Annotated in this window: 13 protein-coding genes; 9 read left to right on the forward strand and 4 right to left on the reverse strand. The window is 39.7% G+C overall.

All coding sequences use genetic code 11. The features are described 5' to 3' along the window. The first annotated feature begins 7 nt into the window (after nt 1–7). The 5 genes from QL229_RS13000 to galU all read left to right on the forward strand — a co-directional run bounded on the left by QL229_RS13000 (nt 8) and on the right by galU (nt 5,864). Nucleotides 8–556, forward strand: a complete 549-nt coding sequence (locus QL229_RS13000; RefSeq protein WP_281547018.1) for a sugar transferase — start codon at nt 8–10, stop codon at nt 554–556. A gap of 67 nt (nt 557–623) precedes the next feature. Then, a complete protein-coding gene (locus QL229_RS13005; protein WP_281547019.1) occupies nt 624–1,007 on the forward strand; it encodes a four helix bundle protein in 384 nt (127 codons plus the stop codon). Nucleotides 1,008–1,221: 214 nt separating this feature from the next. Beyond that, the gene (locus QL229_RS13010; RefSeq protein WP_281547020.1) at nt 1,222–3,186 is read left to right on the forward strand and encodes a nucleoside-diphosphate sugar epimerase/dehydratase; all 1,965 of its coding nucleotides are present in this window, start codon (nt 1,222–1,224) and stop codon (nt 3,184–3,186) included. 142 nt (nt 3,187–3,328) lie between these two features. Continuing rightward, a complete protein-coding gene (locus tag QL229_RS13015; RefSeq protein ID WP_281547021.1) occupies nt 3,329–4,495 on the forward strand; it encodes a nucleotide sugar dehydrogenase in 1,167 nt (388 codons plus the stop codon). Nucleotides 4,496–4,955: 460 nt separating this feature from the next. Further along, nucleotides 4,956–5,864: a UTP--glucose-1-phosphate uridylyltransferase GalU gene (gene galU, locus QL229_RS13020; RefSeq protein WP_281547022.1), complete on the forward strand. Its 909-nt coding sequence runs from the start codon at nt 4,956–4,958 to the stop codon at nt 5,862–5,864. Nucleotides 5,865–6,729: 865 nt separating this feature from the next. On the opposite strand, the gene QL229_RS13025 is transcribed toward galU, so the two are convergent. Both QL229_RS13025 and QL229_RS13030 read right to left on the reverse strand, forming a co-directional pair. Further along, nucleotides 6,730–7,107 (reverse strand): GxxExxY protein, encoded by a 378-nt coding sequence (locus QL229_RS13025; RefSeq protein ID WP_138558758.1) that lies wholly within the window; start codon nt 7,105–7,107, stop codon nt 6,730–6,732. A 271-nt stretch (nt 7,108–7,378) separates the two neighbouring features. Next, entirely contained in the window at nt 7,379–8,782 is a 1,404-nt protein-coding gene (locus QL229_RS13030; protein WP_281547023.1) for an MBL fold metallo-hydrolase, read from the reverse strand. A 744-nt stretch (nt 8,783–9,526) separates the two neighbouring features. On the opposite strand from QL229_RS13030, the gene QL229_RS13035 reads away from it, so the two are divergent. Next, nucleotides 9,527–11,617: a YjbH domain-containing protein gene (locus QL229_RS13035; protein ID WP_281547024.1), complete on the forward strand. Its 2,091-nt coding sequence runs from the start codon at nt 9,527–9,529 to the stop codon at nt 11,615–11,617. 298 nt (nt 11,618–11,915) lie between these two features. Further along, nucleotides 11,916–13,514, forward strand: a complete 1,599-nt coding sequence (locus QL229_RS13040) for a hypothetical protein (RefSeq protein WP_281547025.1) — start codon at nt 11,916–11,918, stop codon at nt 13,512–13,514. 671 nt (nt 13,515–14,185) lie between these two features. Here the strand turns inward: QL229_RS13040 and QL229_RS13045 are convergent. Both QL229_RS13045 and QL229_RS13050 read right to left on the reverse strand, forming a co-directional pair. Beyond that, nucleotides 14,186–15,265 (reverse strand): aminoglycoside phosphotransferase family protein, encoded by a 1,080-nt coding sequence (locus QL229_RS13045; protein ID WP_138558121.1) that lies wholly within the window; start codon nt 15,263–15,265, stop codon nt 14,186–14,188. 13 nt (nt 15,266–15,278) lie between these two features. After that, nucleotides 15,279–16,193, reverse strand: a complete 915-nt coding sequence (locus tag QL229_RS13050; protein ID WP_281547026.1) for an NTP transferase domain-containing protein — start codon at nt 16,191–16,193, stop codon at nt 15,279–15,281. A 759-nt stretch (nt 16,194–16,952) separates the two neighbouring features. Between QL229_RS13050 and QL229_RS13055 the strand changes: the two genes are divergently transcribed. Together QL229_RS13055 and secA are read left to right on the forward strand one after the other, a co-directional pair. Further along, nucleotides 16,953–17,426: a DUF721 domain-containing protein gene (locus tag QL229_RS13055; RefSeq protein WP_138558877.1), complete on the forward strand. Its 474-nt coding sequence runs from the start codon at nt 16,953–16,955 to the stop codon at nt 17,424–17,426. 808 nt (nt 17,427–18,234) lie between these two features. Further along, nucleotides 18,235–20,943 carry a preprotein translocase subunit SecA gene (gene secA, locus QL229_RS13060; protein ID WP_135923393.1) on the forward strand — a complete coding sequence of 903 codons (2,709 nt, stop codon included), beginning with the start codon at nt 18,235–18,237 and terminating at the stop codon, nt 20,941–20,943. The last annotated feature ends 53 nt before the right edge of the window (nt 20,944–20,996 follow it).

Here is a 20,996-nt window from a genome sequence, read left to right on the forward strand (position 1 = left end):
ACTTTTAATGATACGTTTACTCGACTTTTTATTTGCCTTATTTGGTTTATTATTTGCCCTGCCGTTTTTAGTTGTTTTATACATTATTGGTTTGTTCGATACTGGCTCGCCTATTTTTACTCAACAGCGTGTTGGCCGTAATAAAAAGCCTTTTACTTTGGTTAAATTTAGAACCATGAAGGTTGATACTGCATCAGTAGCTAGCCACTTAGCAAGTACTGCATCTATAACTCCTTTTGGTGGCTTTTTACGTAAAACTAAACTGGATGAACTGCCTCAACTTTGGAATGTGCTAAAAGGCGAAATGAGTTTGGTTGGCCCTCGCCCTGGTTTATTTAACCAAGAAGAGCTAACAGCGGCTCGCGATGCTAAGAATGTTTTTGCGGTGCGCCCTGGCATTACAGGGCTTGCACAAGTTAACGAAATAGATATGTCGACCCCTGAATTATTGGCAAAAACGGATCGCGAGATGATCGATACTCTTAACTTGAGTAACTACTTTAAGTATATACTTATGACAGTTACAGGTAGTGGTAGTGGGGATAGGGTTAAGTGAAAGATTACTAGGTTCTAGGGAAGTGAATAGGCTCTAGAAGAAGTCTAGGGAGCTAAGGGTGGTAATTATGCAATTTGAAAAACTGGATGTTTGGAAAAGGGCTTCTCGTTTAGCTTGTGATATCTATAAAGTGACTAAAGATTGTAAGGATTATGGCTTTAAAGATCAGGTAACGCGTTCAGCTGTTTCTGCCCCCTCTAATATAGCCGAGGGAATAGAGCGTGAATCTGTGAATTATGAATCTAAATTTTTGTATTATGCTAAAGGTTCTGCTGGTGAGTTAGTTACACAGCTTTATATTGGCATTGAAATTGGATTTATAGAAAAAGAGCATGGATTAAAGCTAGTATCCGAAGCTAAAGAAATTGCAGCTATCATTGCTTCGTTAATAAAGCGAAGAAAGGGTTTTGTTAAAGAGCGAGAGTTCATTTATGGTGTTGGCAGCTCCTAGCTCCTAGCTCCTAGCTCCTAGCTCCTAGCTCCTAGCTCCTAGCTCCTAGCTCCTAGCTCCTATAATTCTTTTAAATTCAATAATTAGTGAAAATGTATTAGTTTTTAGTGATTTTTTTTCTCACTAGCTATATTATAGGGATGCATAACAATCATTAAGCTTTTGCTCAGTTAGGACAACTGATAATCCAAGCTTAATACAAAAGGGATTTCAAGTGGACAAAATAATAGACTCTATCTTTAACGCGCCTCGTTCTAAAAAGCGCGCTATAACTCTCGTTGTTGATTCTTTTTTTATTTTTTCGGCCTTTTGGCTTGCCTTAGTTGTCCGGCTCGATAGCTTGGCTCCTTTATATGTGCTTGAGTACTGGTTTGTACTTGGCTTATTGTTGCCTACCTCTTTAATTACTTTTGTTAATCTTGGTTTATACCGTGCGGTACTGCGCTACATGAACGCCCAAGCATTGTGGGCGATTGTTATTGGTACCTTAGTAGCTACTGTAGCACTGGTTATATTCTCGTTTTTTTTAGGGGTGATGATGCCCCGTTCTATGCCTTTTATTTTTGCTTGGCTTTGTTTATTAACAGTTGGGGGGGCACGTATTGTAGTACGCGCCATGATCGGCAAAATGTCTACCTCACATAAAGAACAAGTTATTATTTATGGTGCAGGTTCATCAGGTAGGCAACTAGCAACGGCACTAGAAGCGGGCCCTGAGTACCATGTACGCGCATTTATAGACGACGATGTAACAAAGCAAGGCTCTATTATTCAAGGTGTACCTGTATATGCATTTAACGATATACATACCCTAATTGATAAACGCAACATTGGTAAAATATTGCTGGCTATGCCAAGCGAGAGTCGCTCACGCCGTAAAGAGGTACTTGCGCAATTAGAGCCGTTAGCAATACAGATTTTGTCGATCCCGGGTATGGCCGATATTGTAGGTGGTAAAGCTAAGCTTTCTGAATTTAGAGAAGTCGAAATAGAAGACTTATTAGGCCGCGATTCGGTAGAGCCAAAACCAGAGTTAATGGCTGCTAATATAACAAATAAAGTAGTTATGGTTACCGGGGCAGGTGGTTCTATTGGCTCTGAGTTGTGTAGGCAAATTATTAAGCAGCAACCTAAAAAGCTTATTTTGTTTGAGGTAAACGAGTTTGGTTTATATTCAATCGAAAAAGAGTTGTGCGAATATATTCAAGCAAATGACCTTAATATTGAGCTTGTGCCAATTATGGGCTCTGTTCAGCGTATAAACCGCATCGAGACTGTAATGATCACCTTTGGTGTGCACACCGTTTACCATGCTGCCGCCTATAAACATGTGCCTTTAGTTGAACACAATGTGGTTGAGGGTGTACGTAATAACGTATTTGGTACTTACTACGCAGCTAAAGCAGCTATGAATGCAAAAGTCGAAACCTTTGTACTTATATCTACCGATAAAGCTGTACGCCCAACCAATGTTATGGGGGCTACCAAGCGCATGGCCGAGTTATGCTTACAAGGTTTAGCGCAAAATAAAGGTAAGCAACATAATACCCGTTTTTGTATGGTGCGGTTTGGGAATGTACTTGGCTCTAGCGGCTCTGTAGTGCCATTGTTCCGTAGGCAAATTAAAGAGGGCGGGCCAATAACCTTAACTCACCAAGATATAACACGCTTTTTTATGACCATTCCAGAGGCTGCGCAATTGGTTATACAAGCCGGTGCTATGGGTAAAGGTGGCGATGTTTTTGTACTCGACATGGGCGAACCTGTAAAAATTAAAGATCTTGCTACAAAAATGATTCGCTTATCGGGTTTTGAGGTTAAAAACAGTGCCAACCCACATGGCGATATTGCAATAGAGTGCACAGGCTTACGCCCGGGCGAAAAGCTTTACGAAGAGTTGTTAATAGGCGATAACGTGGGCGAAACTTGCCACGAGCGAATTATGACTGCTAACGAAGTAATGCTGCCGCTTGCCGAAATTAACGTATTTTTAGAAGCGTTTGATATTGCTTGCCATAATTTTGATCACGAAACAATTCGCCAGCTGTTATTAGACGCACCGACTGGTTTTAACCCAACCGATGGTATTTGTGATTTAGTATGGACCGCTAAACAAAGTAAAGAACAGAACACAGTTAATGAACTTTCAATGAGTAAAGTCGTTAATTTAAAGGGGTAACTCCAGATTGTTATCCTTTGAAATTATTAACCATAATTTTAAAGGATATTAGTGGTTATAAACATAAAAGTGGTAAAGTATGAGCTATTCATATTGAGAGCTTGAATGGCTCTACTTTTAATCAGCTTTAATGGATAACCTTATGAAAATAGCAGTAGTGGGTACTGGTTATGTTGGCTTGTCGAACGCAATGTTGCTTGCGCAGCATAACGAAGTAGTCGCCCTAGATATAGACGAAAAAAAAGTTAGTTTATTACAAGGTAAGCAATCACCGATTGTTGACCCTGAAATAAGCGACTTTTTAGTTAATAAATCGCTTAACTTTACTGCTACCACTAACAAAGAGTCAGCTCTTTTAAATGCTGAATTTGTTGTAATTGCTACCCCGACAGACTACGACCCAGACACAAATTACTTTAACACTCGCTCGGTTGAGTCGGTAATTAGTGATGTATTAGCAATTAACCCAACAGCAACAATGGTGATTAAATCAACCGTGCCTGTTGGTTACACTAAATCGGTTAAAGAGCAGTTTGGTACAGAAAATATAATTTTCTCTCCAGAGTTTTTGCGTGAAGGTAAAGCACTTTACGATAACTTGCACCCATCACGTATTATTGTGGGTGAGCAAAGTGAACGAGCAAAAACATTTGCAAATTTACTTGCAGAGGGCGCTGTAAAAACTGATATTGATATTTTATTTACTAACTCAACAGAGGCCGAGGCGATTAAGTTATTTTCGAATACTTATTTAGCAATGCGTGTAGCTTACTTTAATGAGCTGGACAGCTATGCAGAGAGCCATGGTCTAGATGCAAAGCAAATTATTGAGGGCGTAGGGTTAGACCCACGCATAGGTAAGCACTATAACAATCCATCGTTTGGCTATGGTGGTTACTGTTTACCAAAAGATACGAAGCAATTACTAGCTAACTACCAAGATGTGCCTAACAATATGATCCGCGCGATTGTAGATGCCAATACGACCCGTAAAGATTTTATTGCAAATTCAATTATTAAACAAAACCCTAAGGTGGTTGGTATTTACCGTTTAGTGATGAAGTCGGGCTCTGATAACTTTAGAGCGTCTGCCATTCAAGGCATTATGAAACGCATTAAAGCTAAGGGGATTGAGGTAGTTGTTTACGAGCCAACCTTTGAGGGCGAAGCATTTTTTAATTCGCGTGTAATTAAAAACCTTGATGAGCTTAAAAGTATCTCTGATGTAATTGTATCGAACCGCATGGCCGAAGAGCTGCAAGATGTAGCTGATAAGGTTTATACCCGCGATTTGTTTGGAAGTGATTAAATTAAGCCAGCTTTAAGCCGAATGTGCATATTCGCGCCTGAGGTGGTTATCGTCATCGTAGGCGTGAAATTTATTTCGCGCGAAAATATTTTCACAAAGAGAAGTGAATGAAAAAAGAATGAGGAAGTGATAATAATGCTTTTTGTTTCCTCTTAAGCGTAGCGCCTCTTGGCCTCTTTGTTAATGTAGGCGTGAAATTTATTTCGCGCGAAAATATTTGCACAAAGAGAAGTGAACGAGAAGAGAAAGAGGAAGTGATAATAATGTTTGTTGTTTCCTCTTAAGCGAAGCGCCTCTTATCCTCTTTGTGAAACTTTTCTTTGGTTAGTCGTATCTCTTTTACTCTTTGTAAACATCAGTATTTACGAATATTAAAATTAAAAATCATTCAGCTTGTATCTACTTTGGTACTGTTAGTTTGGTGTTATTGTAGATTTAATTATTAAATAAGGGACTAATTATGAAAGCAGTGATTCCAGTTGCGGGCCTTGGTACCCGTATGCTCCCAATGACTAAAGCAATTCCAAAGGAAATGTTACCTTTAGTTGATAAACCGCTTATTCAGTATATTGTTAATGAATGTGTTTTAGCTGGTATAAAAGAAATTGTGCTAGTTACGCACAGCTCTAAAAATGCTATTGAAAACCATTTTGATACCAGCTTTGAGCTTGAGGCAACATTAGAAAAGCGCGTTAAACGTACGTTGCTTGAAGAAGTGCGCTCAATTTGCCCACCAGATGTAACCATTATGCATGTTCGCCAAGGCGAAGCTAAAGGCTTGGGCCATGCGGTATTGTGTGCAAAACCAATTGTAGGCGATGACAACTTTGTAGTGGTTCTGCCAGATGTTATTTTAGATGGCTACACCGCAGACCAAAAAACCGAAAACATTGCCGCGATGATCGAGCGTTTTAACGATGTTAAAGCAAGCCAGATCATGCTTGAACCTGTACCACAAGAAAGTGTTCACAAGTACGGAATTGCTGATATCGGTGGCGTTAAAATTAAAGCCGGCGAAAGCGCACCAATTAAAACGATGGTTGAAAAGCCAAAAGCTGAAGAAGCACCATCTAACTTAGCGGTAGTTGGCCGTTATGTGTTATCAAAAGCTATTTGGCCGTTACTTGCTAAAACACCTGCTGGTGCGGGTGGCGAAATTCAGTTAACCGATGCGATTGATGAACTCATGAAAACTGAGGTTGTTGAGGCGTTCCACATGAGTGGCCGTGCTCACGACTGTGGCGACAAGCTAGGTTATTTAAAAGCGATCATTGAGTATGGTATCCGTGACGAAAAACTAGGCGGTGAGTTCTCTGAGTTTTTAAACGATATTGTTGCGCCTAAAGTGAGTCATCTAAAAGCGGTTTAACTAGTTTTTTGAGTTTCTGAAATATTCAAACGCCTACACATTGTGTAGGCGTTTTTGTTTATTAGATAGAATTTTAAACACAAAGGGGGCGAGGATTACAGATTGAGATAATTAATAGACTTAAGGTGAATGTGTAGACTCTTTACTAAAGTGATATTTGATACCTGTGAATATTACTTAGGATTTTTTTGCACAAAGAGAAATGAATGAGAAGATAAAGAGGAAACCACAAGATTATTTTTGATTTTTTCTAAAGCTCAGCGCCCCTTGTCCTCTTTGTGAATATTACCTGAGACCTTTTTGCACAAAGAGAAATGAATGAGAAGATAAAGAGGAAACCACAAGATTATTTTTGATTTTTTCTAAAGCTCAGCGCCCCTTGTCCTCTTTGTGAATATTACCTGAGACCTTTTTGCACAAAGAGAAATGAATGAGAAGATAAAGAGGAAACCACAAGATTATTTTTGATTTTTTCTAAAGCTCAGCGCCCCTTGTCCTCTTTGTGAATATTACCTGAGACCTTTTTGCACAAAGAGAAATGAATGAGAAGATAAAGAGGAAACCACAAGATTATTTTTGATTTTTTCTAAAGCTCAGCGCCCCTTGTCCTCTTTGTGAATATTACCTGAGACCTTTTTGCACAAAGAGAAATGAATGAGAAGATAAAGAGGAAACCACAAGATTATTTTTGATTTTTTCTAAAGCTCAGCGCCCCTTGTCCTCTTTGTGAATATTACCTGAGACCTTTTTGCACAAAGAGAAGTGAATGAGAAGAGAAAGAGGAAAGCAATATATCTTTTAAGTTGGTATCTCTAAAGTGCAGCATCTCTTAGCTTCTTTGTGAGTATTATTAAGATGTGCTTTTTTAGAGATGCAAGTTGAGCCTTTTTATCCCGTTTATTAATTTCTGAGAGTTAAAATTAATAAGTAAGCCTGCGCTTATATTTGTTAGTTTCAAGTATGTTAATAACTGAGCGCTATGAATTGGAAGCAGTTTTTCAACGGACTTTAACTCAACTATGAGTCTTTTTTCTATTATTAGATCTAGCCTGTATCCAGTTTCAATAAACGTATCCTTATATTTAATTGGGAGGTCAATTTGTCTTTCAGTGAAAAGCTTCTCTTTATTAAGTTCATAAGCAAGGCATGCCTCATAGCTCGACTCTAATAACCCAGGCCCCAGTTCTTTATGTACTTCAATTGCGCACCCAATAACTTTTTTTGTCAGCAGATCAGTATCCATACTTACACCTTTTATATTAATTTTTTCTTCCGTGTCTCTTTGCGATAATAGCTAATATCGCAAAGAGAGAATCTAAGAATTACTTAGTTTTACCTCTTAAGCGCAGCGCCTCTTGGCCTCTTTGTGAATATTACCTAAGATCTTTTGCACAAAGAGAAGTGAATGAGAAGACAAAGAGGTAGCCAATAACAAACCTAAATGTTCTTCTCTAAAGTGCTGCGTCTCTTATCCTCTTTGTGGATATAAATTTCTTTAATGGCTGTCATAGTTACTAGCCAGAAGCTATTTCAATCTTAGTTTTATTGCCCAGTAGGGCTTGGTATTTTTTAGCCAAGGTTGCTTTGGCTTCGTCATCGCCGTGTACAATTTTGATTAACTTCGGTTTCTTTTTCATACCTGTTACAAACCTAATTAGTCCCTTTTGATCTGCGTGGGCGCTGTAGCCACTGATGGTATGAACTGCCGCGTTTATATAAACCTTTTGATTATTAATATATACATAACCGGCTTTTGGGCCGTAGGTTTGAATATCTCTTCCTAGCGTGCCTTTGCCCTGGTAGCCAACAAAAATAATATCGGTTGTTTTGTCAGGTAAAAACTGCTCAAGGTAATTAACAATTCGCCCCCCAGTGCACATACCGCTGGCAGCTATAATAATCGCTGGCTGTTGTTTTGAACTTAAAAAGTTAATTAATGCCTTGTGCTCTTGGTGTGTATCAATTGTATGCAGTTGGTCAAAATCTAACGGGTGACGCCCTTGGTTAACTCGCTTCTTTGCTTCGTTATCCCACAGGGTTTTAAATTGTTGGTACTCTGCAGTAAAGTTGGCGGCCATGGGCGAGTCTACAATTACTTGTAGTTTATGCCACATTGAATTTTTACGGGCTGAGTGAATTATTTGTTCTAGCTCATAAAGTAGCTCTTGCGTTCGGCCAATACTAAACGCAGGAATAAGCACCACGCCGTTATCCGTAACGGCCCGTTCTATAATATTTTTTAAACCTTTTACACGCGTTTTTCGGCCATCATGGTTTTTATCACCATAGGTCGATTCTATTACTAAGGTATCGGCACGATATGGCGGTTTAGGTGAGGGTAATAACGGTGTATAAGGGGCTCCTAAATCTCCCGAAAATACCACTCTGTGATTATTTGGCTTTTTGCCAAGTTCAATTTCTACATAGGCAGAGCCAAGAATATGGCCGGCGCGTTGTAGGCGGCCATATTCTTGGCTTTGGGGGCTCAAGGCTGCTTTGTCGGGGCTAAAGCTCACTCCTACAGGGATGGAGTACCATTTATTAAAATCTAGACTTACTATTTGCTGTTTTAGTCTTCTTAAACAGGTGTTTATTATGGCTTCATCACGCGTTACACCCAGTTTTAAGGCGTCTTCAATCACGAGTGGTAGTAGTTTTGCGGTTGCTTTAGATGTGTATATTGGTCCTTTAAACCCTGCTACAAAAAGGTAGGGTATGCGGCCTACGTGATCAATATGGCAGTGGGTAACAATAAGCGCTTTTACGGTTGATATGTCAAAGTCGATATTGAGATCTTCGTGGCTGTCTTCGCCCTGAAACAGCCCGCAATCGATGAGTATAGAGTTGTTGTCGTTAATAATAAGCTGGTGGCAAGACCCTGTAACACCGTTAACTGCTCCGTGGTGTTTTATTTGCATAATAATATCCTTATTTTTGAAGCATATGTTCAGCATAGAGGTTATTGACTATAACGGCAACGAGCAAAGTTCTACATGTATTGTTGGAATGTTCATAAGCTGTAGATATTGAGTTTTAAGTTGGATGAGCAAATTCTTTTAAAGTCGAATACGATACCGTAGGCGTTATATTTATTTCGCGCGTGAGATTTTTTGTACAATTTGCACAAAGAGAAGTGCATGAGAAAAGAATGAGGAAACTACAAGATTATTTTTATTTCCTCTAAAGCGTAGCGCCTTTGTGAGTTAAAGATCTTTTTTTCTAACCACAGAGGTCACAGAGAGCATAGAGGAAGAGAAGGAGAGACCAAACTTTTTAAATATTGGTTTCTCTGTGTAGCGCCTCGGTGTGCTCTGTGGTTCAATATGTTTTTTGTACAATTTGCACAAAGAGAAGTGAATGAGAAGAGAATGAGGTAAACCAAGAACTTAGCTAATTTGTGTTCCTCTAAAGCGAAGCGTCTCATAATCTCTTTGTGAGTTAAAGATCTTTTTTTAACCACAGAGGTCACAGAGCACAGAGGAAGAGAACGACAGATTCTAAATAGTTATTCTGATAATCTCTGAGTGATTATTTAGTTTTCTCTATCATTTAAATTTCATTTTTGTATTAACTTTTTAAACATGAACAACTAACTAATTTAGTTAATTAATGCTATATTGGCGTTAACAAAAAATTCTAATAATTCTTCATGGATTCGAGTTATGCTAAAGGCGAACACTTTACTCATTAGCGGGTTAGCAACCCTTTGCGCTCCTGTGCTAGCTTCAGAAAAAATTAATAACTATCAATCTTTTACTGGCTATACTGGCCTTATAAACACCCCCAACGCAAATGTAATTGATGTAGGCAATATTGATATTGGTTACAACAACATGCTTGATTTAAGAGGGCGGAAGTATATTGATGGCCATAACTTTATTTTTTCTGCTGGTTTATTTGAAGGTTTCGAAGTTAGTGGCCAAATAGCTGCAGAATCAATGAATGATAACCTTTTTTACACTGAGGGTAAGGGTCAATTAAGAGATCTGTCTTTCAATGCCAAGTATCAAATACCCTATATACCAAAAGACTGGTTAACTGTTGCTATTGGTGCAAAAGATATCGGCGGCGCAGCAAATAACTATGAAACTTACTACGCGGTTGCCTCTAAAGAGCTATGGGATTTTAGATTTTCAGCAGGTTACGCAGTAAGTGACCGTTTAACAGGCCAAATGGATGGCCCTTTTGCTGGTATTGAATGGCAACCATTTGACTGGTTTGCACTGCAAGCAGAACATGACGCAGATGCATTTAATGCAGCCGCAAAAGTCACAGTGCCTAAAGAGTGGTTATACGATATCGGTGAGTTAACATTCACTAGCCGTTTTCATAGTAATACAGACTACAGCGAAGAAGACGTATCTTGGGGTGTTAACTTCAAAATGCCATTATTCACAAAACCTGAGTACGAGGCGATAGAAAGTGCGCCAGAACCTGTGGTATCTGAAAGTGATGAACTAGCCTACTTTAAGCTTAACGCAAATAAAGAACCCGTAACTATAAAAGATCCTAACGCGCACCGCTATTTCGAAAGCAATAAAGAAATGACAAGGCAAGCTGCAACGTTAAAGCATGCTTTAGTTAAAGATGGCTTCGAAAGTGTGCAAGTGGGCTTTAATAACGATAAGCAAATTGTCGTTAAGTTTGAAAACTCTACTTTTAATCGTAATGACCTTGATGCAATTGGTTTAGTACTTGGCCGAATTTCGCAATATGTAAGCAGTGAAGGCATTGAGTTTAATGTTTTTATGTCTAAGCAAGATATTCCTCAACTTAGCCTAAAAGGTAATGTAGACGAGTATCGCGAGTTTATTCTTTCGCAAAAGCATCCTGGAGTAATTGTTTATCAAGGTGCTATGCCATTACCAAGAGCGCTTACTTGGGTTGGTTTAATGAATACCAGCACACCTTATTTTAAACCAAGAGTGTCACTAAGCCCTGTGCTTAGAAATAATTATGCGACAGAGCTTGGAGTATATGATTTTTCATTTGCGATCCGCGCAGACGTTGATGTGCCATTATGGCAGGGCGCAGGTCTTAATTTAGGTGGCCAAGTACACGTTGCCGACAGTGATGACTACGAAAAAGATGCGCCGTTTAGATATTATCGTGAAGAGTCTGAGTTCGACAGGGCAACACTTTATCAAACATTTGTATTGCCTTATGGTATTTATAACCAAACTCAAGTCGGATACTTTAAAGATTACCAAGATTATATAGGGATCCAAAACGAAACTACTTGGTTAAGTCCTGAAGGCCGTCATAAAGTGAGTGCCAATATTGGGTATTTTGATTATCAAGACTTTGATGCTCATAAAGATTTTCAGGTGGTCTCGTACCAGTATAGTTGGGTTGAACAAGACATAACCTTGCATGCTGAAGCGGGTAACTACTTTTATGATGACTCTGGTTTTAAAGTAGAAAGTCGTTTTTGGTTTGGCGATAGCTACCTTGCAGTTTATGCACAAGATACGAGCGTGAAAAAAATTGGCTTCGCATTTAGTATTCCACTTACACCACGTAAAGACATGTCGGTGACACGCTACGGGCAAGTTAAAGGTAACCAAGCATGGCGGCATGTAATCGATACTCAAGTTGGTCAATCTCGTAATAATGTGGTGTTTAACCGTGCATACACGCCACTTAATAATTTGAACTTAGATCGTAAGTTTTTAAATCAAGGCAGGTTATCTAAAGCATATTTATATGCTAATTTTAGCCGCTTGAGAGATGTTTACTTAGAATACAAATAATCATTTGTATCCGCTTTAGGAATGAAAAATCTAAAATCGATGCAATAATTTATTTTTTGTAATTCTAATTGCTGGACTGTAAATATTATCTATAATTTTTATTGAGTCTTTTTTAGTAAAATAAAGGCTCTTTATGTAAAATGATAGTTGCAAATGTTGTGATTGTTATTTAACCTATTAGGTAGTAGTGGGAAATCATTTTGTATAATACTTTTAGCTATGGGCTTAGCTAGTGATCTCCCTTATATCTCGACCTTATTTGATACGTTTATTTTAAAAAGGAATAAAAGGACTCCCTATGTTTACTAACAAAAAAACGCTACTAGCAATGTCTGTAGCATCTGTTTTTGCTCTTTCAGGCTGTTCGAGTGATGACGACAAAAATGAGGTCGTACCAGATCCGATTGATCCACCTACAGAAGTAGTTGTTCCACCTGAAGCACCTGCAGAGCTAGGCCTAGTTGTTAACACTAGTGTAATTGATTCTGCTACTACTGATGTGGTTGATGCTACCGTAACATTTTTAGAAAATGGTGTTGTATCTAGTAACATCGTTGATGTTGATGGTGAAGCATTAACAACAACTACTACTGAAGACGGTAGTGTTACTTTCTCAGTCAAAGATGGTGTTACTTTAGAAGAAGTAACTATCAATGTAACTGCAACTGGCTATGTAGGCAAAACATTTGCTGTTAGCCTAGTGGCTGAAGAAGGTGCAACTTCAATTGATCAAGTTTTAGCCCTTACTTCTAAAACAGCTGAAGGTATTGCTGATACAGTTGCAGAAGCTACTGTAGAAGCGGGTGGTACTACTTCTGCACCAATCGAAGCTGCTACTGAAGAGGGTGCTTCTAGTGCATCTGCAACTGTGCCAGCTGGTGTAATTTTACTAGATGAAAACGAAGAACCTGTTTCTGGTGAAATCACTCTAAACGTAACAGGTGCTGATGCTACATCTTCTGCAGCTCAATCTATTGTTCCTGCAAATATTAATGATGCTGATGCAGAAACAACAGTTAAAGCTGTTGGTGTTGCTAACGTGACAATGACAAACAGCGAAGGTAAGAAAATTAAAAAATTCTCTAACCCTATTACTGTTTCAATGGCGATTCCAGCTGACACTATGATCAATGGTGAGGCTATTCAAACTGGCGATATGCTAGGTCTTAAGTCTCATAATGAAGACACTGGTTTATGGCAGTCAGAAACTAACATGGTTACTGTTGGTGCATTAAATGCAACTTCAGGTACTTACACTGGTAGCTTCCAAACAAGCCACTTAACGTTCTTCGCTTCAACTGCACCAGTAGATGTTTGTACTTCAGGTATCTCAGTATCAGTTAGTGGTGATGATGTTCCAGCTAAAGGTTTAACGGTTTCTCTAGATTCTTCAGATGCAAGCTACATTGGTAAAATTAGCTCAAACAGCTCAAACAACTTAGTTGTTTCTCCAGGTCAAGCTAAGAAAGAAGGTATCTCTTCTTCTGCTACAGCATCTGTAACCGTTACTGATGGTAATGGCCAAGTTTGGTTTGAATCTGATGGTGAAGTGGATGTATGTGGTGCGGTACCTGTAGTATTAGCTAACCCAGTTACTTATACTTCAGAAGAGTTCACTGTAACAGCTGCATGTTCTAACGATTCATCTCAAACTATCGACATGAGTGGCGCTGTAGTTAAATATAGCCTTGCAGGCAAGAAGAAAGTTGTTGCCTCAGGCTCTGGTGGTACATTCTCACTTGCTGACCTTGTAGATGGTAGCACTTACGAAGTTTCAATTAATGCTCGTATTCCGTTAACAAATGGAACTAAGAAAGACTCTACAACTATCACAGCTGACGGTACTGCCGAATCAATTGCACTATCTGCGGTTTGTGAAACAGTAACTGGTAGCTAATAGATTTGTTAGTAATACCTAGGGCTTAATAGCCCTGCCATGAAAAAAGCCGCTTTAAGCGGCTTTTTTTTGTCTGCTTTTTAAGAACTTTTAGCTCGTCTTGAGCTTGCTCTGATGATCTGTGCCGTGAAAGCCTACCGTTGGCACTATTGTTTTCACTACGCGCGTTAAGAGCATCAGTGAACTATATGGTTTGGTTTTTTTATTCACAAAGAGAAAAATAAAAAATTTTAAAACAATGGGTTACATAGTTTTCTTTCTTCTCAAGCGCAGCAGTGAACATAATCTCTTTGTAATTATTTGGTTTCTCTGTGTAGCGCGAAGCGCCTCTGTGTGCTGTATGGTTCAAATATTGTTTTTACATGATTTGCACAAAGAGAAGAGAATGAGGAAGTGATAATTATGTTTTTTGTTTTCCTCTAAAGCGCAGCGCCTCTTATCCTCTTTGTGAGTTAAATATCTTTTTTCTAACCACAGAGGACACAGAGAGCACAGAGGAAGAACATCTATAGCCGTAAGCTTTCAGCTGAAATAGTGTTGTTTGTTAGCACTGTATACATTTTCTTGAAGGGTGTTGAATATCAGTTGTGCTGCGCGATGTAAAATCGCGCCTACGATAACTAGCAACTAGCAACTAGCAACTAGCAACTAGCAACTAGCAACTAGCAACTCTAACCTTTATTTATCTCTAAAATCGCTTTTAAAGTATGTTCTTTTTCAAGAATATCACGGTAAAGAGCAAACTGATTACGGGCACGCTCTAGGTTATGGTTTGCATGCTTGGTAGCAAAGTAATTATCGCCATCAATAAAGTCTGTTAAAAAGCGCAGGCCGATCATAAAGGTCATTACTTTTGTGCCTAACCAAAAGCTTTCTTTTTCAGTGTCGGTGATCACATCTTTTAAAGGCTCAACATAACCTTTTACAATCGCTGCAAATATCTCTTCACGAACACGAACATTGCTCAAATTAGTAGAATCTTCTTGCTCAGGTGAGCAGAAGGTGCGCACCATATCGCCAAAATCAAATAGCCAATAACCCGGCATACAGGTGTCTAGGTCAATCACTGCTTTAGCATCGTCAGAGTGTGTGCAAAACAGCATGTTATTGATTTTAGTATCATTATGGCAAGGTCTAAGTGGGATCTTACCCTCAAGCTCTTTAAGTTCAGTTACTAAACCTTGTTGTGCTAAACAAAAGTCAATATCGTCTTGGCATAGCGCTACTCTGCTTGCTGGATCTTTTGCTAACACGTTTTTGAACGCGTCAAAACGCATTGCTAAATTATGAAAATCAGGGATAACATGATGCAACTGATCAGCCTGAAAATCTTGTAAGGCTAAAGCAAATTGTCCAAATGCATTGGCTGCAGTTTGTGCTTGCGATATGGTTGCTACCACATCTTCACTGTAGCTGCCGCCAATAAATTCGAGTGCGCGCCACACGCCTTGATCACACTCAACTAAAAAGTCATTTTGAATGGTGGGCACATGACGAATAATGTCGAGGTTATATTCACCATTGTCGTGCTTTTCAGTTAAGTGCTGTTCAATTAAGCGAGCATTTTCAACAAGTTGTTCAGGATTCGGAAAAACGGTTGTATTTAACTTTTGAACCACAAGTGCTTGATCATCTGCTTTTAATAGCATGGTGGTATTTATATGGCCATTGCCAATCGGTTTTAGGCTAATATCCACTTTATTTAGGCCAAAACACTCTGATAAGTGTTCTGCGACAGGGTTAGACTTCATAGAAAGTTCACTTTTAAAATGCGTTTGAACAGCTGTGGTTGCTGGTTGTTCGTCCATGATGTAATTCATAAAGCTTTTTCGAAACCTTTTCTAGCTCTTCTCTGTAAGTGACGCCATACCAGGCTGATTGCGCTTGATAGACCATGACAGATTGTTGATTGTTTTTAACAGCAGTTTGGATTTGATCCGGTAAATAATACTCTTTTGTGACACCGTTGTCATTATGTTCTAGGAATTGCGCAAAGCCTATTTCTAACTCGTTGAATATGTTTGGCGTTACTCCCCAAAAACTCATAGAGCCTAGAGCTTCGTTCGAAATTACTTCGCGCTTACCCTGAGGGTTGTCACCATACAAGGTCTTATCTTCAAGTTTTATATTTAAATACTCAATCACATTAGTAAGTTGTTGCTGTTCATTCACTTCACAAACACCACGATTTACACCACCTTGTTCAGAAAGTGTGTTTTTGATTGGGTAACCAACCATGGCCCAATCGTTATTATTTTTAAAGTGTTTGGCCATTATTTCAAAAGATGATGCCCCATAATAATCATCAGCAGTGATGACAATAGCGGGGTTCTTTACATAGGGCTTTGCACATAATAGAGCATGCCCAGTTCCCCAAGGCTTAATACGATCTTTCGTTAAATGGCTGTACTGCTCAGGTACCATACTAATTTCTTGTTCAACAAGCACAACCTCAAGTGATTTAGGTAAGCGAGGTAGTATGGTTGCTTCAAGTTCGGCGCGGATTTTTTTATTTATGATAATAACAGCTTGGCTTACACCCGCTTTTATTGCATCACGAATGCTTAATTCCATTATGGTGCAGCCCAACCCTGGGATCTCTGCTATTTGTTTGTTTCCGCCAAAACGACTACCAAGCCCACCGGCTAATACGATTAAAGTAAGAGAGTGTTGTGTCATTGTGTGAATAAGTTAAAAAATAAAGGAAAAGAGTACCAGAAACCCCAAAGGAAAAATATTATTGCGAGCTAGCAAACGCAAAGAATTATTTTAAACGATTGAGGAATTCAAGAAGCTTTAAACGGAATGGGTGATGCATGTAGGAGGTACTTTAGTGCCGAAAATATTTTTACAATGAGATCTGTGGTTAAACATGTTTTTATACGATGTGCACAATGAGAAAAGAATGAGAAGAGAAAGAGGTAAACCAAGAACTTATTAAATTTTTACTTCAAAGCGCAGCGGTTTTTATCCTCTTTGTGAGCTAAAGATCTTTTTCTAACCACAGAGTACATAGAGAGCACAGAGGAAGAGAAAGCGAGACCATAATCTCTTTGTTGATAGTGGTTTCTCTATGTAGCGCGAAGCGCCTCTGTGTACTCTGTGGTTCAAATATTGTTTTTACACAAAGAGAAAATAATGAGAAGAAAATGGGGAACCACAAGATCATTATTTTACTTCCTCTAAAGCGCAGCGCCTTTTACCCTCTTTGTGCGATTAGATGTCTTTGATGTAGGCGTGAAATTTATTTCGCGCTTTCTTGTAGGTCGTGCTTTAGCGCGTCATTGATGAAACGTACGTAATATCTTGTCGCCATAAATGACGACATACATTAACAAAATCGCATCTCGCACATTGTGCCTTAAACCTGATAGCTTCATATTTACGTAGGTGGTATATTCCTTATGTGGTGATTAACCCCTTTAGGTAGAAGATTTAATGGCAAAAGATAGATATGCGCCAAAGGCTCTTGGCGATATTATGGCGGGCTTGAGTGGTCGTTTAGCGTCTTATGCTGGTAAAACCCAAGGCCTTTCGAGCCAACAAACGATTTTAGACGAGTTTTTAGGTGAAACGCTTTCCAAAAAATGCCGGGTAAGTAATTACCGCGATGGTACTTTGATGATTGAAGCGGTTTCTGCACCGATTGCACTGCGTTTAAATTATTTAAAAATGGATATGCTCTCGCATTTTCGTGCCGCTGGCATGGTAGAGCTTGGACAAATTAAAATTACCGCCAACCCACAAGCTACCCAGCGCTTATCTACATCAAAAGAAGCTGAAAAAAAACCGCAAGCAAAGCGCCATATGAGTGAGCAAACGGCGGACTATTTAACAGCTATTGCTGCTGACGCCCCTCCATCGTTAAAAGAAAAATTAGAGCGCTTAGCCCAACACGGGCGGAAAAAATAAGTAAAGCCATCAGCTTTCAGCCGTCAGTTTTGAGTTGCCCAGCATTGCCTGTTGGTTATGTGTTGATGCGCATGATTCGCGTTGTATGATAGGCGCGCCAAGCAAGCGTGACGCCTACGTTTGATGTAGGCATGAAATTTATTTCGCGCGTCATATCTTTCTCACAAAGAGAAGTGAATGAGAAAGGAATGAGGTAACCACAGGTTCATTTTTTTACTTCCTCTAAAGCGCAGCGCCTCATAACCTCTTTGTAAGTTAAAGATCCTTTTTTCTAGCCACAGAGGTCACAGAGGAAGAGAAAGCGAGACCATAATCTCTTTGTTGATAGTGGTTTCTCTATGTAGCGCGAAGCGCCTCGGTGTTCTCTGTGGTTCAATATGTTTTCCTCTAAAGCGCAGCGCCTCTTATCCTCTTTGTGAATATTATTTTTCACTTTCGCTGGTTTCGCGATATGAAATCGCGCCTACAATTGAGCTCCTTTTTTCATCCCTGATCTTGATTTTATTTCAATTGTCGCCATATCTACTCAGTGGTCTTGTTTTCACCTTTTTTATGGGGTTAGATCAAAGATTATGGCTGATTTTTAAATTTTCTTGCCGAAATTCCATATCTTCACACACAGAAGGTTTGATGTTGCGCAGACTCTGGTATGATAGCGCACGAAATAAGCGGTGTTTTGAACAGCGTACTGATAAATTGTTAATTAATATGCCCTACATCATGAGCATAAGCGCATATTAATTATCAATTGAAGAAAGTGGGTTAGCTAATGACTAGCTAACAAAGAATATATTGTAACGGTTTTATCATGATATCTAATTTATTTACCAAGATTTTTGGTAGTCGCAATGACCGCACTATTAAAAACCTAAGAAAGACGGTCGCTCTAATTAATGCGCTTGAAAAGCAATTAGAAGCGCTTTCTGATGAAGATTTAAAAGCAAAAACAGCTGAATTTAGAGAGCGTTACGATAACGGACAAAGCCTAGATGATATCTTACCAGAAGCATTTGCTGTGGTACGTGAAGCATCTAAGCGTGTAAATGGCATGCGTCACTTCGACGTACAGCTACTAGGTGGTATGGTGTTACATCAAGGTCGTATCGCAGAGATGCGTACCGGTGAAGGTAAAACACTTACTGCAACATTACCTGCATACCTTCGTGGTTTAACAGGTAAAGGTGTTCACGTTATTACAGTGAATGACTACCTTGCAAAACGTGACGCCGAAACTAACCGTCCATTATTTGAATTCTTAGGCCTAACAGTAGGCTGCAACGTACCAGGCATGATGCCACAGCAAAAGAAAATCGCTTATGCTGCCGACATTACTTATGGTACGAATAACGAATTTGGCTTTGATTATCTTCGCGATAACATGGCATTTAGCATTGAAGAGCGTGTGCAACGCCCACTTTACTACGCTGTAGTGGATGAGGTGGATTCAATCCTAATCGATGAAGCGCGTACGCCGCTTATTATCTCAGGTCCTGCAGAAGACAGCTCTGAGCTTTACATCGAAATCAACAAAATTGTGCCAGAACTTGAGCTACAAGAAAAAGAAGATGAAGAAGGCGTTGAAGGTGACGGCGACTTCACTATCGACGAAAAATCTAAGCAAGTTCACTTAACTGAACGTGGCCAAATCAAAGTTGAAGAACTATTAATTGAGCGTGGCTTAATCGAAGAAGGTGATTCACTTTACTCAGCTTCTAGCATCACATTATTAAGTCATGTGTATGCGGCGCTACGAGCTCACAAGCTGTATCAAAAAGACGTTGATTACGTTGTTAAAGAAAACGAAGTTATCATCGTTGATGAGCATACAGGCCGTACAATGGAAGGTCGTCGTTGGTCAGAAGGTTTACACCAAGCTGTTGAAGCAAAAGAAGGTGTGCGCATTCAAAACGAAAACCAAACATTGGCATCAATCACATTCCAAAACTACTTCCGTTTATACGACACATTAGCGGGTATGACAGGTACAGCAGACACCGAAGCGTTTGAGTTCCAGTCTATCTATGGTCTAGACACAGTAGTAATGCCAACTAACAAACCGATGATCCGTGACGATCGTGCTGACCTTGTCTATTTAACACAAGAAGAGAAGTACGAAGCAATTCTTGCTGATATCAAAGATTGTCAAGAACGCGGTCAACCGGTACTTGTGGGTACGATTTCTATCGAAAGTTCTGAGTACTTATCGCAGTTCTTACGTAAAGAAAAAATTAAGCACAACGTACTTAATGCTAAGTTCCACGCGCAAGAAGCAGACATTGTTGCTGATGCAGGTTTACCTGGCACAGTAACCATTGCAACTAACATGGCCGGTCGTGGTACCGATATCGTGTTAGGTGGTAACTGGCACAGCGAAGTTGAAAAGCTAGAAAACCCGACTGATGAACAAATCAAAGCGATTAAAGATGAGTGGCAAAAACGTCACGATGCAGTAATCGAAGCGGGTGGTTTACACATCATTGGTACTGAGCGTCACGAGTCTCGTCGTATCGATAACCAGTTACGTGGTCGTTCTGGTCGTCAAGGTGATGCGGGTTCAAGCCGTTTCTATTTATCAATGGACGACGCGCTAATGCGTATCTTCGCTGGTGAGCGCATGACTAACATGATGCGTAAACTAGGTATGCAACGCGGCGAAGCGATTGAGCACCCTTGGGTAAACCGTGCAATCGAAAACGCACAACGTAAAGTTGAAGCACGCAACTTCGACGTTCGTAAGCAACTACTTGAGTACGATGATGTAGCAAACGACCAACGTCGTGTTGTTTACTCACAGCGTAACGAGCTACTTGAAGAAGGCGATATTTCAGAAACTATCACTGCAATTCGTAGCGACGTTCTTAACAGTACGATTGACCAATATATTGCACCGCAAAGCTTAGCTGAAATGTGGGATATTCCAGGTCTTGAAGAGCGCTTAAAACTAGACTTCTTAATTGAGCTGCCAATTTCACAATGGTTAGCTGACGATAGCAAACTATACGAAGAAAAACTTCGTGAGCGTATCGAAGAAGCGGTTGAGCAAGCATACAAGCAAAAAGAAGAGATGGTAGGTGAGTCTGTACTTCGTCAATTCGAAAAAGCGATTATGCTACAAAGCCTAGACCAACACTGGAAAGATCACTTGGCAGCGATGGACCACCTTCGTCAAGGTATCCACTTACGTGGTTACGCACAGAAGAATCCAAAGCAAGAGTACAAGCGTGAGTCGTTCGAGCTATTCTCTGAAATGCTTGAGAACTTAAAAATCGACGTTGTTGGTATTTTAAGTAAAGTGCAAGTTCGCGCAGAAGAAGATGTTGAGAAAGTTGAAGAGCAACATCGTCGTAGCGAAAATGCACCACGTGAATACCAACACGAAGAAGCTGAGCACATCGGTGGCGAAACACCAGAAGGTGCTACAGTAACTCACCGTGCAGAGCCAAAAGTGGGCCGTAACGAGCCTTGTCCATGTGGTTCAGGTAATAAATTTAAACAGTGTTGCGGTAAATTAAAGTAACCAAAATACGCTGATAAAAAGCGACGCTTGCGTCGCTTTTTTTATGATTGAGG

Source organism: Pseudoalteromonas sp. PAR1 (genome assembly GCF_947311895.1).
Taxonomy (GTDB): domain Bacteria; phylum Pseudomonadota; class Gammaproteobacteria; order Enterobacterales; family Alteromonadaceae; genus Pseudoalteromonas; species Pseudoalteromonas lipolytica_C.

Excerpts from the sequence above, each read along its gene's own strand:
- QL229_RS13030 (WP_281547023.1), bottom strand. The coding sequence starts at position 8,782 with ATGCAAATAAAACACCACGGAGCAGTTAACGGTGTTACAGGGTCTTGC.
- QL229_RS13015 (WP_281547021.1), top strand. The coding sequence starts at position 3,329 with ATGAAAATAGCAGTAGTGGGTACTGGTTATGTTGGCTTGTCGAACGCA.
- galU (WP_281547022.1), top strand. The coding sequence starts at position 4,956 with ATGAAAGCAGTGATTCCAGTTGCGGGCCTTGGTACCCGTATGCTCCCA.
- QL229_RS13035 (WP_281547024.1), top strand. The coding sequence starts at position 9,527 with ATGCTAAAGGCGAACACTTTACTCATTAGCGGGTTAGCAACCCTTTGC.
- QL229_RS13000 (WP_281547018.1), top strand. The coding sequence starts at position 8 with ATGATACGTTTACTCGACTTTTTATTTGCCTTATTTGGTTTATTATTT.
- QL229_RS13040 (WP_281547025.1), top strand. The coding sequence starts at position 11,916 with ATGTTTACTAACAAAAAAACGCTACTAGCAATGTCTGTAGCATCTGTT.
- QL229_RS13025 (WP_138558758.1), bottom strand. The coding sequence starts at position 7,107 with ATGGATACTGATCTGCTGACAAAAAAAGTTATTGGGTGCGCAATTGAA.
- secA (WP_135923393.1), top strand. The coding sequence starts at position 18,235 with ATGATATCTAATTTATTTACCAAGATTTTTGGTAGTCGCAATGACCGC.
- QL229_RS13005 (WP_281547019.1), top strand. The coding sequence starts at position 624 with ATGCAATTTGAAAAACTGGATGTTTGGAAAAGGGCTTCTCGTTTAGCT.
- QL229_RS13050 (WP_281547026.1), bottom strand. The coding sequence starts at position 16,193 with ATGACACAACACTCTCTTACTTTAATCGTATTAGCCGGTGGGCTTGGT.
- QL229_RS13045 (WP_138558121.1), bottom strand. The coding sequence starts at position 15,265 with ATGAAGTCTAACCCTGTCGCAGAACACTTATCAGAGTGTTTTGGCCTA.
- QL229_RS13055 (WP_138558877.1), top strand. The coding sequence starts at position 16,953 with ATGGCAAAAGATAGATATGCGCCAAAGGCTCTTGGCGATATTATGGCG.